The sequence below is a fragment of the Microbacterium sp. 4R-513 genome (assembly GCF_011046485.1).
Lineage (GTDB): Bacteria > Actinomycetota > Actinomycetes > Actinomycetales > Microbacteriaceae > Microbacterium.
Genome location: NZ_CP049256.1, coordinates 3670244 through 3683611, shown reverse-complemented (window position 1 = coordinate 3683611; position 13368 = coordinate 3670244). Strand labels below are relative to the sequence as shown.

General features: G+C 70.3%; 12 protein-coding genes and 1 pseudogene. 7 read left to right on the top strand and 6 right to left on the bottom strand.

Annotated features, from left to right (window positions below; translation table 11 throughout):
• Positions 1 to 92: 92 nt before the first annotated feature.
• Complete coding sequence (locus tag G5T42_RS16440; RefSeq protein WP_165129831.1) at positions 93 to 779, bottom strand: hypothetical protein; 687 nt, start codon at positions 777 to 779, stop codon at positions 93 to 95.
• A 95-nt stretch (positions 780 to 874) separates the two neighbouring features.
• Complete coding sequence (locus G5T42_RS16435; protein WP_241245873.1) at positions 875 to 1402, bottom strand: hypothetical protein; 528 nt, start codon at positions 1400 to 1402, stop codon at positions 875 to 877.
• A gap of 187 nt (positions 1403 to 1589) precedes the next feature.
• Here G5T42_RS16435 and G5T42_RS16430 point away from each other — a divergent pair, with 187 nt between their 5' ends.
• Genes G5T42_RS16430 through G5T42_RS16410 form a run of 5 tightly spaced genes read left to right on the top strand, consistent with a single transcriptional unit; the run spans position 1590 to position 6233 of the window.
• A complete protein-coding gene (locus G5T42_RS16430) occupies positions 1590 to 2495 on the top strand; it encodes a hypothetical protein (RefSeq protein ID WP_165129829.1) in 906 nt (301 codons plus the stop codon).
• Positions 2492 to 3682, top strand: a complete 1191-nt coding sequence (locus G5T42_RS16425) for an acylneuraminate cytidylyltransferase (protein ID WP_165129828.1) — start codon at positions 2492 to 2494, stop codon at positions 3680 to 3682. The genes G5T42_RS16430 and G5T42_RS16425 overlap by 4 nt, the downstream gene beginning before the upstream one ends.
• Positions 3679 to 4551 (top strand): N-acetylneuraminate synthase family protein, encoded by an 873-nt coding sequence (locus tag G5T42_RS16420; RefSeq protein ID WP_165129827.1) that lies wholly within the window; start codon positions 3679 to 3681, stop codon positions 4549 to 4551. Before G5T42_RS16425 ends, G5T42_RS16420 begins: the two co-directional genes overlap by 4 nt.
• Entirely contained in the window at positions 4548 to 5825 is a 1278-nt protein-coding gene (locus tag G5T42_RS16415; RefSeq protein WP_165129826.1) for a DUF6716 putative glycosyltransferase, read from the top strand. The genes G5T42_RS16420 and G5T42_RS16415 overlap by 4 nt, the downstream gene beginning before the upstream one ends.
• A gap of 42 nt (positions 5826 to 5867) precedes the next feature.
• A complete protein-coding gene (locus G5T42_RS16410) occupies positions 5868 to 6233 on the top strand; it encodes a hypothetical protein (protein WP_241246087.1) in 366 nt (121 codons plus the stop codon).
• On the opposite strand, the gene G5T42_RS16405 is transcribed toward G5T42_RS16410, so the two are convergent.
• Positions 6223 to 7272, bottom strand: coding sequence for an FUSC family protein (locus G5T42_RS16405; RefSeq protein ID WP_165129824.1), 1050 nt, complete (start codon positions 7270 to 7272; stop codon positions 6223 to 6225). The genes G5T42_RS16410 and G5T42_RS16405 overlap by 11 nt on opposite strands.
• A gap of 148 nt (positions 7273 to 7420) precedes the next feature.
• On the opposite strand from G5T42_RS16405, the pseudogene G5T42_RS16400 reads away from it, so the two are divergent.
• Positions 7421 to 8021: pseudogene (locus tag G5T42_RS16400) on the top strand (SRPBCC family protein); the annotation flags it as partial.
• A gap of 332 nt (positions 8022 to 8353) precedes the next feature.
• On the opposite strand, the gene G5T42_RS16395 reads toward G5T42_RS16400, so the two are convergent.
• The 3 genes from G5T42_RS16395 to G5T42_RS16385 are packed head-to-tail and all read right to left on the bottom strand — an operon-like array spanning position 8354 to position 11169.
• A complete protein-coding gene (locus tag G5T42_RS16395; protein ID WP_165129823.1) occupies positions 8354 to 9181 on the bottom strand; it encodes an FAD:protein FMN transferase in 828 nt (275 codons plus the stop codon).
• Positions 9178 to 9735 (bottom strand): FMN-binding protein, encoded by a 558-nt coding sequence (locus G5T42_RS16390; protein ID WP_165129822.1) that lies wholly within the window; start codon positions 9733 to 9735, stop codon positions 9178 to 9180. The genes G5T42_RS16395 and G5T42_RS16390 overlap by 4 nt, the downstream gene beginning before the upstream one ends.
• Before the next feature lie 9 nt (positions 9736 to 9744).
• Positions 9745 to 11169 (bottom strand): ferredoxin reductase family protein, encoded by a 1425-nt coding sequence (locus tag G5T42_RS16385; protein ID WP_165129821.1) that lies wholly within the window; start codon positions 11167 to 11169, stop codon positions 9745 to 9747.
• Between the two features lie 208 nt (positions 11170 to 11377).
• On the opposite strand from G5T42_RS16385, the gene G5T42_RS16380 reads away from it, so the two are divergent.
• Positions 11378 to 13351 carry a clostripain-related cysteine peptidase gene (locus G5T42_RS16380; RefSeq protein ID WP_165129820.1) on the top strand — a complete coding sequence of 658 codons (1974 nt, stop codon included), beginning with the start codon at positions 11378 to 11380 and terminating at the stop codon, positions 13349 to 13351.
• The last annotated feature ends 17 nt before the right edge of the window (positions 13352 to 13368 follow it).

Genomic DNA, 13368 nt, shown 5'->3' with positions numbered 1-13368 from the left:
CGCGGGCCCGGTCCCCGAGCCTTCCCAGTCCCCGAGCTTCCCCGGTCCCTGAACTCCCCGGTCCCTGAGCTCGTCGAAGGGTAGAACGCCGGTCAGCAGCCCGGACCGCTGGGATTCTCGACACACGTGCGGTCGACGAGCGCCGTCTTCACCTCGACGACGCGGACGTCGTAGCCGCCTGTCGTCGCCGAGACGTAGCCCTGCACGGGCCGCCAGCCCGTGCCGAAGTCCACGGCCGCCGCGTACTGGACGGTCACGCTCACCGGATACGTGCCCCGCTCGCGGTAGACGTGGCTCGTGGCGGTCGGCGTGAACTGCGCCTGCCCGAGCTGCTCCCAGGTCGCGCCGCCCGTCGTCACCCGCTGGGTCGAGCCGTCGCCGTACGCGAAGACATAGGCGGCGGGCCGGAAGCGGACCACCACGTCCCATCCGAGCAGATTTCCCGGGATGAGCTGCTCGGATCCCGCGGCCACCACGTTCGCCGGCATGCCGACGACGCCGAACCCCGCGGGCTCGCCCGTCAGGGACGGGGAGGTGGGTCTGAAGGACGCGAGGTCGTCGATCGTCACCTCGGGGATGTTGACGACCGAGTAGATCGTGCGGCACAGAGGACTTGCGCACGTCTGACCCGTGGCCGGGTCGACTGGTCCCGGATCGTTCGGGGCCGGATCCTTCAGGGCCGGATCGCGCTGGCCGCGGTCAAAGGCATTCGATCTGTCCGCTGTGCCCGGGCTGCCGGTCGAGGCGCCGATGTCGATCTGCGAGCCGGAGTTGGACACGTCACAGTGAGTCCAGACCGAGGAACCTTCGCAGCTTGATGATCCGCCAACAGTTCCACCGACGGCCATCAAGACGGTCACGAGAGCGACGCTGATCAGTTGCAAGCTTTGTCCTCAATGGCGTTGCTGCGCTCGATTGAGAGGCCGGTGCTCGTGCCAGACGGCACCAACCTCACTTCGAGCGCGTAAACGTCTGGACGGTCAGCGCCAACCATCGATGCGCCCGTCGAGTCGACCACTTCAATCTCGGCGACGTTTGAACAAACGATTGCCACCACATGGGAGGACTTGGCGTCAAACTCGCGACCGTCGAAAAGATCAATCTTCGTCGTGCCGGTTACTGTCCATCCGTCAGCGTGCATCTGGCTCAGAGTCTGTCGTTCGTTAGCGTTCGCGTCGCCGGTCGTCCACGCGTAAACACCCTCGAACGTCTCGGGATCGCTCAAATCGACTTCATTGAGCGCGTCCACATACGCCCGGTAGGTCGCTTCGGCGGCGGCGAAGGCCTCCTCTTCCGATGCGAACGCCGGTGTCGGCTCGGGAGAGGGCTGGGGGAGGCATCCGGTCGTCATGGCCGCCACGAGCGCGAGCGCTGAGACCGACGTGACGAGGCGAGGCTTCACGCGACCACCGTAACCGCGCCGTCTGGGCGCTCGCCGCACTTATCCACACCCCCGACCCCGCACGGATCGGCATCGCAACCGATCGTTCACGAACAGTCCGCTCCTCCGTAGCCTCTCGTCCGGCGCGACGTCACCTGTGCCCACGACCGTGTAGCGAACGGTTGCGCAACCGACGACCGGGAGACGAATGAGCAGTCGCGACAAGGTGCTGGCCTGGGTGGAATCGCCCCTGCAGCTCGTGGGTGCAGCCGAATGGGCCGCCGCGCAGGACCGCGCCGTTCCTGTCGCTGGCCGCCTGACCGCCCAGATGTCCGAGACCGCCGACGAGCTCATCGCCCGCGGTGCGCTGTTCGGAGTGACGGAGCCGTATCTCGGCATCCCGTGGAAGCTCCTGTCGCAGCATGACCACTGGCTGGTCGGCGACGGCTTCTCGGGGCAGTTCCGCCTGGCGCTCACGGTACTGCGACCCAAGGCCCTCACGTTCCTCGACGACGGCGCCAACACCCTCCCGTTCGCGCGCGCCCTGGTCGGCACAGGTCCCTATGCCCGCCCGGGTGTCGAGGAGGGGAGGATGACGAGCACTCTCGCGCCGTTCGCCCTCGAGCGCACCCTCCGCCTCGCCGCGGCCCGACACGTCTCGCTGTTCACGGCGTTCGAGGTCGCTGAGCGCGACGCGCTCGCGCGCCGGGGCATCGCCGTCGTTCATCACCGCTTCGACTGGGTCCGCGCGAGCGCGCCGGCCGGCGCCGACGTCGGTCCGCGCGTGCTCATGGGCAGCGCCCGGCCCGTCGACGGCCGCATGCGACTCGGCGACTACCTGCGCTGGGTCGCGGGGATCGCGGCATCCGGTCCCGTCACCTATCTGCCCCACCGAAGAGAGCCGCAGTCGCAGCTCGACGCGGTCCGCGAGATCCGGGGCGTCGCCGTCTCGGCCGTACGCCTCCCGGCCGAGCTCGTGCTCGCCGGTGCACCCGGTCCGCTCGACATCTTCACGTTGCCGTCGAGCACGGCCACGACGCTGCCGCTCGTGCTCGACGGCGCCCGTTTCGCCATCCGCACGAAGCCCGCGCGCACGGAAGGCGTGACGTCGTGAGCGAGGTCGTCGCGGTCATCCCGGCGCGGGGCGGCTCGAAGGGCGTGCCACGCAAGAACCTCCGTCGTGTCGGGGGAGTGCCCCTCGTCGCCCGGGCCGTCGCCGCGGCGCGCCGCAGCGGGGCGGTCGACCGGGTCGTCGTGTCGACCGACGACGTCGAGATCGCAGCGGTCGCGCGCGAGTGGGGCGCCGACGTCGTCGAGCGACCCGCCGACATCGCGGGCGACGCGGCGAGCTCCGAGAGCGCGGTCCTCCACGCCCTCGATGAACTGTCCACGCGCGGCGTCGACGTCTCGATCGTCGCCTTCCTTCAGGCGACCTCGCCGTTCATCGACGCGGCGGCCCTCGCGGAAGCCGTGGACCTCGTGAGATCGGACCGCTTCGACAGCGTCTTGGCCGCCGTGCAGTCGTACGGCTTCCTGTGGGCCCGGGATGCCTCGTCCCGGGCCGTCGCGGTCAACCACGACGCCGCCCACCGCCCGCGCCGCCAGGACCGCGACCCCCACTACCTCGAGACCGGGGCCTTCTACGTGTTCGGGGCCGCAGGGTTCGCAGCATCCGCTCACCGCTTCTTCGGACGGATCGGGATCGTCGAGGTGCCCGAGCGCACGGCTCTCGAGATCGACACGGTGTCGGAGCTGGAACAGGCGCAGGCGCTCGCCCCGCTCGTCGATCTGCCGGAGCCGATCGATGTCGATGTCGTCGTGACCGACTTCGACGGCGTGCACACCGACGACACTGTCGCGGTCGACGGAGCAGGACGCGAATCGGTCCGCGTGAGTCGCTCGGACGGCATGGGCGTCGCGCTGCTGCGGAGGGCCGGCGTGCCCGTGCTCATCCTCTCGACCGAGACGAACCCCGTCGTGAGCGCCCGCGCCCGCAAGCTGCAGGTCGAGGTGCTGCAGGGCGTCGACGACAAGGCGCGGGCGCTGCGCGCGTGGGCGGATGCCTCGGGCACCCCGCTCTCACGCATGGCGTATCTCGGCAACGACGTCAACGACCTGGCGTGCCTGGAGCTCGTGGGCTGGCCCGTCGCCGTGCCCGGAGCCCACCCCCTCGTGCTCACGGCCGCTCGAGCCGTCGTCGATCGCCCCGGCGGCGACGGTGCCGTGCGGGCGCTCGCCGACCGCGTCCTCGCCGCGCGCGCGGCATCCCCCGTCCCCCAAGAGAAGAGGAGCGCCCGGTGACCGTCACGATCGGAACCCGAGTCATCGGAGGCGGACGTCCCGCTTACGTCATCGCCGAGATCGGCCTGAACCACAACGGAGACGTCGAGCTCGCCAAGCGGCTCATCGACGTCGCGGCCGACGCGGGAGCCGACGCCGTCAAGTTCCAGAAGCGCACGCCCGAGCTCGCCACCCCCGAGCACATGCGCGAGGTCCCGCGCGAGACGCCCTGGGGCACCATGACGTATCTCGACTACCGCCGCCGCGTCGAGTTCGGCCGCGACGAGTACATCGAGATCTCGGATCACGCGCTGCTCCGCGGTCTCGAGTGGTTCGCTTCGCCCTGGGACGTCCCGTCGGTGGGATTCCTCGAGGACCTCGGGGTCGTGGCGCACAAGGTGGCCTCGGCATCCGTCACCGACCTCGACCTGCTCGAGGCGCTGCGAGACACGGGCAAGCCCGTCATCCTCTCCACCGGGATGTCGACGGTCGACCAGATCGACCGCGCGATCGAGGTGCTCGGCACCGACCGGCTCGTGCTCATGCATGCGACCTCGACCTATCCGATGGAGCCCGAAGAGGCGAACCTCCGCGTCATCCCCGTGCTGCGCGAGCGCTATCCCGGTGTGCCCGTGGGGTACTCGGGTCACGAGCGCGGCCTGCAGATCTCGGTCGCAGCAGTCGCCCTCGGCGCCGTGGCGGTCGAGCGGCACATCACGCTCGACCGCACGATGTGGGGCTCGGACCACGCGGCGTCGCTCGAGCCCACGGGGCTCCATCACCTCGTCCGCGACATCCGCATCATCGAGGCGGCCCTCGGCGACGGCGTCAAGCGCGTCTTCCCGGGCGAGCTCGCGCCGATGGCGAAGCTGCGGCGCGTCCCGGCGTGACGGCAGGCACGCTCGCACGACTCCGCGTGGTCGGGATCGCCGACACGGACTCGTACGTCAAGTGGGCGGCGGCGCTCCTGGCCTCCTTCGATGCCGGCGAGTGGGAGGTCGAGCTGCTCGTGCTCGACACACCCGTCGTCGTCAGCGATCCGCAGCTGCGCGCGGCGCTGGCCGGCAGCGGCCTCGAGCGGGTGTCGCGAGTCTCGTATGAGACGCTGCGGGAGCGGCTCGCCGAGAAGAGACCGGATGCCGTGCTCGTGGCGGCTCGCGGACCCCTCGTGCGAGTGGTGGCACGTCTCGCGGCAGCACTCGTGCCACGGCCCGTCATCGTCTCGGGCCTCCCCGGCATCTCGACCCCCGCCACGCGGAAGGCGCTCGTCTACCGGACGCAGTGCGACCTCTTCGTGCTGCACTCCCGCCGCGAAGTGCGGGAGTTCGACGCCCTCGCTCGGTCGCGCGGGTTCTCGCAGCGGTTCGCGCTGACGCGGCTGCCGTTCGCCGCGGACCGGCGTGCCGCCGGCTCGCATCCCGCTCGGACCGGCACCGACCTCGTCTTCGCGGCGCAGGCGATCGTGCCGCGCGAGCGCGAGGACCGGCTTCGCATCGCCCGGCTCCTCGTGCGCTCGGCGGAGGCCCAGCCGTCGCGTCGCGTCGTCCTCAAGCTCCGGGCGAGCGCGGGCGAGCACCAGACCCACGCCGAGCACGATGCCCTGACGGAGCTCGTCGAGTCTCTGGGGCCCGTTCCACCGAACCTCGTGTTCTCGACCGAGCCCATGTCGGCCGCGCTCGAAACGGCGGAGGGGCTCGTCACGGTGAGCTCCACGGCGGCGATCGAGGCGGTCGCCCGTGGCATCCCCGTCATCGCCCTGGACACGTTCGGCGTCTCGCGGCGGCTCATCAACGAGGTCTTCGTCGACAGCGGTCTTTTCGGGAGCGAGGAGGATGTCGTGGCACGGCGGCTGCGGCATCCGTCGTCTGCGTGGCTGCGCGACAACTACTTCCACGACCCCGCCGACGACGACCTGACGATGCTGCTGGGCGATCTCATCGCACGTCGGCGGGAGGGGCGCCTCGCCCCGAAGGCTCCACTGGCACGACCCGGAGGGCGGCTGCGCGACGCCTGGGAGCGGAAGCTCGTGCTCGGCGATCGCGACCGCACGATCGGAGGCGCCGCCGCGAAGGTGATCGGGATGCCTCTGCGCGCCGTCGTGAGGGGGCTGCAGCGCGTGCGGACCCTCGTGCGGCACAGGACCGGCATGATCGGCGCGGCATAGACCCCGCGCCGACCCCGGTGCCATGCTGAGCCCGTGAAGCGGATGACAGCATGGGGAATCGCGTCGTTCACGCTGACGCTCATGGCGCTGGCGCTCACGGGGTGCGCGCAGCCGGCGGCGCCGGTGATCGAGCCGGTCGTCATGGAAGCCGGTGATCTGCAGGGCCAGACGGTGAAGCTCGTCGTGGGGCAGGTGCTCGACATCGACACGGGGTCGCTCGCCGTCGACAGCTACAGCGGCGAGGTCTCGGACCCGAATGTCGCCGAGTTCGTGCCCGGCCACGAGGACGGCGGAGCGCTCTACAACCCGGGAGTGAAGGGGCTCGCCGAGGGCACGACCGAGGTCGTGCTGAAGAACTCGGACGGCGGCATCCAGAACGTCACGTTCACGGTCGAGGTCAGCGACTAGCGGCCGGCTCCGTCAGCGTCTCGTGGATGCGGCGCAGATCCTCCAGGAGCGAGCCGACGAGGATCCAATGCGTCGATGAGGGACGCAGGACGATCAGCTGCGACGTGAGTGCCGCGGGCTCCTCCGCGGGGCCGGCGGCGACATCGGCCGCAGGCTCGGCGCGGCGCAGGCGCAGCCGCACGTCGTGCGCCGCACGGTGCAGCTGGTCGGCGATCGCCGGCACCGCGGGCTCCTCGTCGATGGTCGGGTCGTAGCGCTCGCTGCAGGCGCGGGTCATGCCGATCATCTGCGTCACGATGGGGCGGAAGGTTTCGAGAATGGCCTGGAGCGCCTCGAGCTCATCGCGATGACGTCGCCCCCGCGGGTTGAGCGTCAGCGACTCGTTCCCGGCCGCGATCGCCTCTTCGGCCGCGTCGAGCTTCGGCCGCACGGCGCGGGCGCCCTCGAGCAGCCGCGCGAGCTCGGACGGCGTCTGCGGCGACTCGAGCGCCTTCGCAAGCCGGTCGAGTGCGTCGGCGAGCGCATCGCCCAGCTCGTCGACGGCCCTGTGTGCCGGTGCGACCGCGACCGGGGAGACGATCGCCAGATTGACGACGATGCCGATCACCGCGCCGACGAGCGTCTCGAGGATGCGGTCGACGGCGTAGGACGGCGTCGCCGTGCCGAGGGCGAGCACCAGGATCGCGCTGATCGCGACCTGGTTCGCCGTGCCCGGCGTCATGCGCAGCGCCCAGGCGATGAGCAGCGCGACGATCGTCGTGAGGAGGATGACCCACGTCGACGTGCCGAGCAGGATGCTCAGCACCGACGCGATGACGACCCCCGCGATGACGCCCACGCTGCGCTCGATCGCACGCGTGAGCGACTGGTTGAGGCTCGGCTGCACGACGAGCAGCGCCGCGATCGCCGCGAACACGGGCGGCGGGCCCGGGATGAGGAAGCCCGCGATGAGCCAGGCGGCGGAGGTCGCGACCGCTGACTTGACTACCTGCAGGAGGGGCGCGCGACGTGGGGCGCGGATCGTGGCGGGCATGCGCATGGACTCCACGGTAGGCCGCGGCATCCTCCCCGTCCTCATTCCCGAATGCAAGGGGGTAACGGTCGGGAGGCCGCTTGCTTACGGTCGCTGGAGAGTGCGCACCCGCACGATCACCCCGGAGTACACACACCCGAGAGAAGGAGTCGCCATGAGCACGAAGGTGGAGAAGACGATCCTCGTCAACGTCCCCCCTCAGCGTCGCATACAACCAGTGGACGCAGTTCGAAGAGTTCCCGCATTTCATGAGCGGCATCAAGTCCGTCGAGCAGCGCGATGACCAGCACCTGCACTGGGTCGCCGAGATCGCGGGCGTCCGTCGTCAGTGGGACGCGAAGATCGTCGAGCAGGTTCCGGACAAGAAGGTGTCGTGGGCTGCGACCGAGGGCGCGACCAACTCCGGCGCGGTGACGTTCGAGGACGTCGGCGGCGGCCAGACCCAGGTCCACCTCGTGCTCGAGTACGAGCCCGAGGGACTGGTCGAGAAGATCGGCGACAAGCTCCACGTCGTCGAGAATCGCGCCGAGGGCGACCTGGACCGCTTCAAGGCGTTCATCGAGTCGGAGGGCTACGCGACCGGAGCCTGGCGGGGTTCGGTGGGTACGGAGTCGGGTTCCCGCGAGCCGGGGATCGACGCCGCCGCGGAGTCGCGCGGTGACAGCGGGAAGGCCGGAGTCTCCGGCAAGGTGGCCGCGGGCGTCGGGCTCGCCGCCGCAGCCGCGACCGCCGCGGGCGTCGCCGCTGCCGCCGGGTCGAAGAAGGACGACGACGTGGCGGGTGACGTCACGCTGACACCTGTCACGGGCACCGAGACCGTCGAGACCGTCGAGACCTATCCGAGCGAGGACTCCGCGTGGGCGGAGAGCACGCCGGACACCGCCATGCCCGTCGTCGTGACCGACACGGACCTGGCCGAGGACGACACGACCCGGTCGAGCCTCGAGGTCGACGACGATCCGCTGTACGACCGGGATCGCACGACCGGCGACGCTCCCTAAGCACACACCGGGACCAGACGCGGAGCGGGCTCAGGCTCGTGAGGAAGCGGGTGCGGCGGGTCCCCGTCGCACCCGCTTCGTCCGTGTCAGTCCGGGATGCCGGCGCCCGCCGTCTCGACCGCCACCTCGGTGGCACCGAGCCAGCGTCGGGTGCGGCCGCCGGGCGCCACGAGGAGACCCGTCGTCGTCCCGGCGCCGGTGATCCACGAGAGATCGTCGAAGCCGGCGACGACGGCCGTCGTCGCCCACACGTCGGCCCAGGTGAGCCGGTCGGCGACGACGGTGGCGGAGGCGACCGTGCCGACGGCCGGACGTCCGGTCCGCGGGTCGAGCACGTGGTCGCCCCGCTCCGCGGTGCCGGACGTCGCGACGGCTCCCCGCGGAATGTCCAGCGTCGCCACGATCTCGCCCGGATGCGACGGATCGGCGATGCCGACGTGCCAGGTCCAGTCCGCGCCCTCGGCGGTGAGCAGCTGCATGTCGCCGCCGACCGAAAGGCCGGCGGCGAGGCATCCATCCCGCCCGAGAAGGTCCCCGAGGTGAGTGCCGGCCGCGCGTTCGACCGCCCACCCCTTCACGAGTCCCGTCGGGTCGAAGGATCCGCCGAGCCACGCGTCGAAGCGGCCGTCGGTCGCCATCGCCGCCTCGCGGCACGCGTCCGCCACGACCCGGACGAGCGCATGCGCGTCCGTGATTGTCGTCTCGCCCCGGCGGATGCGCGATATCTCTGAGTCGACGCGATAGGGCGAGAAGAGGGCATCGATGGTGTCGAGCTCTGCGAAGCATGCGGCGACGGCGACGGATGCCTCGCCCGCCGAGTTCTGCGGGCGGTCGAAGACGAGCCGCACCGTCGCAACGCTGCCCATGACCTCATGGGTCCACGTCCGGCGATGTGGGTGCGTGAGGGTCGTCATGATGTCGCCTGGTCGATCGCGCTCTGCAGCGACTGGATGTAGCCGTCACTCGTGTAGGTCGCGCCGGAGATCATGTCGATCTCCGAACTCTGCGCCGCCAGCGTCTCGGACACGAGGCGGGGGATCGCGATCTGGTTGATCTCCTGGTCACGCCGATTCTCGGTCGGGTAGTCCACGGCCTCGGCCGCCGTGATCGTGCCGCCCGACACCGTGATCTGCACCTGCACCGGTCCGAAACGGGTGCTGGCCGCGGATCCCGTGTAGGTCCCGTCCGCCAGCCTCGTCGAGGCGGACGAACCGGTGGACCCGCTGGACTCGCTCGACCCGCTCGAGTCGGTCGAGTCTTCTGCCGACCCCGATCCGTCCGTCGTTCCCGGGTCCGTCGAGCCGGACGAGTGCGACCCGGTCGAGCCGGTGTCGGAGGACGAGCCGGTGGCCCCGGCATCCGCCGTCCCCGCCGCCACGGGCGGGACGGCTTCGAGCGAGGTGCGGTAGCTGAAGAGCAGGACGAGTCCGGTGACCGTCGCGAGCACGGCGTAGACGATGCGTTTCATGGGTTCCTCTCAGACCGTGAACGACTCGGTGTGGATGGCGTGCGCGGGCATGCCGGCTGCCCGCAGGTCGCGCACGACCGCGTCCATCCAGGACTGCGGCCCGCAGACGTAGGCGTCGTACGCCTCGAGATCGGGAGCGAAGTAGCGGATGAGTTCCCGACCGGTCCATGCGTCGTGCGTCGCGGGGATCCAGGGCGAGGAACCGCGCGAGCGACCGCCGGGAAGCTCGAAGTGCCGCAGCCCGCGGCGGGCGATGAGCTCTCGGACGGATCCACGCAAGAGACCGGACTCGACGTCATGGTCCCGGGTGATGAGCGTCGCATCACCCGGCGCGTAGCGCTCGCCCTCCAGGATCGACACCAGCGGAGCGATCCCCGCGCCGGCGGCGATCATCAGCAGCTTGGTGCCGGTCCGCGCGTCGCCCGTCATCCGGCCGTACGGGCCTTCGACGAGCACCGGCGTGCCCGGCTTCAGGCTCCGGAGGCGGGCGGTGCCGTCGCCGACCACCTGGGCCCCGATCTCGAGCGATTCCGCACGAGGGGCGGCGGCGAGCGAGAAGGGGTGCCCGCGCGTCCATCCCGATCCGTCGAGGAAGCGCCAGACGAAGAACTGGCCGGGCTTCGCGCCGAGGCGGTGCAGCTCCCGGCCGGTCACCCGCACGGTGACCCCGCGGCTGCCGTCGGCCGCGACGTCCGTCACCCGGAGACGATGCCGCCACGAGCGCGCGAGCGGCAGGCCGACGCGGAAGACGACGACGGATGCCGCGGCCACCGCCCACAGCGTCCACCAGTAGGTGGTCGCGGCCGGCGACGAGAGGAAGTCCGCGCCCGTCCACAGCTGGTGGGGGAGGGCGAGCCCTACGCCGAGGTAGCCGTAGAGGTGGAGGAGGTGCCAGGACTCGTAGCGGAGCCTCTTGCGAGCGCGACGGATGGACGTCGCGACGACCATGATGAGGAGCACCGTTCCGGCGGTCGCGAGCAGCATGCCCGGGTAGTCGACGACGAGGGTCCACAGCTGCGCGAAGACGTTCACCTGCGCCGCGACGGCGTAGCCCGCGGTGACGAGCACGATGTGCGCGAGGAGCAGCCAGAACGACCAGAAGCCCACGCGCCGGTGCATCCGCGTGATGCCGTCCCGCCCGAAGCCGCGCTCGAAGAGCGGCACCCGGGCCATGAGCAGCACCTGATACAGCAGCAGATTCGCTGACACGAGGCCGGCGATGCGCCCGAGGCTCGTGATCGTCTCGCCATCCATCCCGGCGAGCGCGTGAAGGCCGCCGCCGGCAACCCACAGCGCCACGACGAACAGGCTCGTGAGCCAGATGACGGTGACGGCAGCGGCGTTCCAGGCCTTCGCGGGTGTCGAGCGACGTGCGGCTCGGGGCACGGCCGTAGGGGCCGTCGCGGTGGCCGGAATCGTCGCGGAGGTCGTCATGCATCCACGATCGGCATCCCGCCTTTGCGGATCCTATGAACGGCTGCTGAGCCGGGCCTGCGTCTGCGGCCGGTCGGAACCGATCCCGCTCACCTGAAACGGGCGAGGAGCGCGAACGAGCGCTGTTCCCCGGCATCCCGCGATCTCTATGTTGGCGAGTGTCGTCGGGGGGCGGGCGCTCGCCGACTCGTGTCCGAGGGGGTACGCGGTGGGCAAGCGGAGCTGGATCATCTCAGTCGTCCTGCTGGCGGTGGTCGCCGTCGTCGTGGTGGCGCTCGTCGTCACAGGAGCGGGGGCCAGCACCGTGGCCGCCGCCGGAGCCGAGGACGAGACGTCGGCCGACTGGCCGGTCGCGACAGGGGATCGACCCGAGGCGTCGTGGACCTTCATGGCGTATGTCATGGGCGACACGGATCTCGAGCCCTACGCCCTCGACGACCTCACCGAGATGGCGTCCGTCGGATCGGACGAGAACGTCAACATCGTCGCGATGGTCGATCGCAACCCCGACTACTCGGCCGACGGCCTCGCGAACCTCGACGATTGGGAGGATACGAAGTTCCTGCAGGTCGACGACGGGGAGTTCACGGAGCTCGCCGACCTCGGAGAGCTTGACACGGGCGAGGCGACGACGCTCGCCGACTTCATCGAGGCGTCTGTGACGGAGTACCCCGCGGAGCACTACGCCCTCATGCTGTGGGACCACGGCGGCGGATGGCTCGGCATGGGCGCCGACAAGACGAACGGCGAAGACGCACTCGAGCTCGACGAGATCGCCCAGGGCGTCGACGAAGGGCTCTCGGCTGCGGGTGTCGACAGGATCGACCTCCTCGGTTTCGACGCGTGCCTCATGGCGACGTACGAGGTGGCGAGCACGCTCGCGCCGTACGCGGACTATCTCGTCGCCTCGGAGGAGGTCGAGCCCGGGCACGGCTGGAACTACGAGAGCCTCGGCATCCTCGCGGACGATCCGCAGACGACGGCGCCCGACCTCGCGGACGCGATCATCGAGGGGTTCAACGCGCAGGCCGAGCAGGAGGAGACGTCGGCGGATGTGACGCTCGGACTCATCGACCTGGGCGCCATCGCGGACCTCGACGCGGCGATGTCCGATGTGGCCGACGCCTTCACCGCCGACCCCGGCGCGTACAGTCCCGACCTGGCGCGTGCCCAGCAGGGGGTCGTGTCGTTCGGACGCGACGCCGACCCCGAGGCGAGCTTCTATCAGATCGACCTCGGCGAGTTCCTCGACAACCTGGCGGCCAACGGAGGCGACGACCTCGCCGCGGCCGCGGCGACTGCTCGCGCGGCGCTCGACGCCTCGGTCCTTCGGCACACCGAGGGGCCGGCGCGCGCCGGATCGACGGGGATGTCCATCTACTTTCCGCCGATCGAGGACTACTTCTATCAGAGCTACCGCGACCTGCAGGACGTTCCGGTCTGGCCGGCGACGCTCTCGGAGTTCTATCGCAGCGGCGCGACGCTCAACGCCGCTTCGCTCGCACGCTTCCATGACGAGGATGAGCCGACTGTGTCGTTCGGCGACGACGGTCTGAGCGTGTTCGCGCCGATGACCGACACGGCGGTCGAGTCGCTCACGGACGCCACCGTCTCGATCGGCTACGAGGAGGATGGCGAGCTCGTGTACGTGGCTCAGATGCCCGCGCTTCCCACGGAGCAGGACGGCGTCCAGGGCATCCAGGCCGACTACGACCTCACCTACCTCGACATCAGCGACGGCACGGAGGAGGCACTGGTGTACCAGAACGTCACCACCGATCTCGACACGGGCTACACGGTCATCGACATCCCGATGGACTACGTCGCCCCCGATGCCGACGACCCCTCCACGGAGTATCAGGACGCCGTGCTGACCCTCGTGCTCGACGACGACGGCACGATCATCCAGGAGAACCTGTACGGACGCGACGAGTCCGGAGCCCTCGGTGCGCTCGATCCCGACCCCGACGGCCTCCTCTACCCGATCGCCCTCATCTCGACCGAGGATGACGACTGGGTCTACGAACGCACGCACGTCAACGGCCTGAAGGCCGATGTGGAGGCGCTGCAATATGTGGTGGAGGACATGCCGCCCGGCGTCGTCCTCACCCTCGACCTCTCCGTCTGGGACTACAGCGGCAACGGCGACTACGCGACCGTGACGGTCGAAGTGCCCGGGTAGTCGGGGCCCTCCGCCCG

What these genes read in the sequence shown, in the direction of transcription:
- G5T42_RS16430 (WP_165129829.1), top strand. Translation starts at nt 1,590, where the DNA reads ATGAGCAGTCGCGACAAGGTGCTGGCCTGGGTGGAATCGCCCCTGCAG.
- G5T42_RS16410 (WP_241246087.1), top strand. Translation starts at nt 5,868, where the DNA reads ATGACAGCATGGGGAATCGCGTCGTTCACGCTGACGCTCATGGCGCTG.
- G5T42_RS16405 (WP_165129824.1), bottom strand. Translation starts at nt 7,272, where the DNA reads ATGCGCATGCCCGCCACGATCCGCGCCCCACGTCGCGCGCCCCTCCTG.
- G5T42_RS16395 (WP_165129823.1), bottom strand. Translation starts at nt 9,181, where the DNA reads ATGACGACCCTCACGCACCCACATCGCCGGACGTGGACCCATGAGGTC.
- G5T42_RS16390 (WP_165129822.1), bottom strand. Translation starts at nt 9,735, where the DNA reads ATGAAACGCATCGTCTACGCCGTGCTCGCGACGGTCACCGGACTCGTC.
- G5T42_RS16385 (WP_165129821.1), bottom strand. Translation starts at nt 11,169, where the DNA reads ATGACGACCTCCGCGACGATTCCGGCCACCGCGACGGCCCCTACGGCC.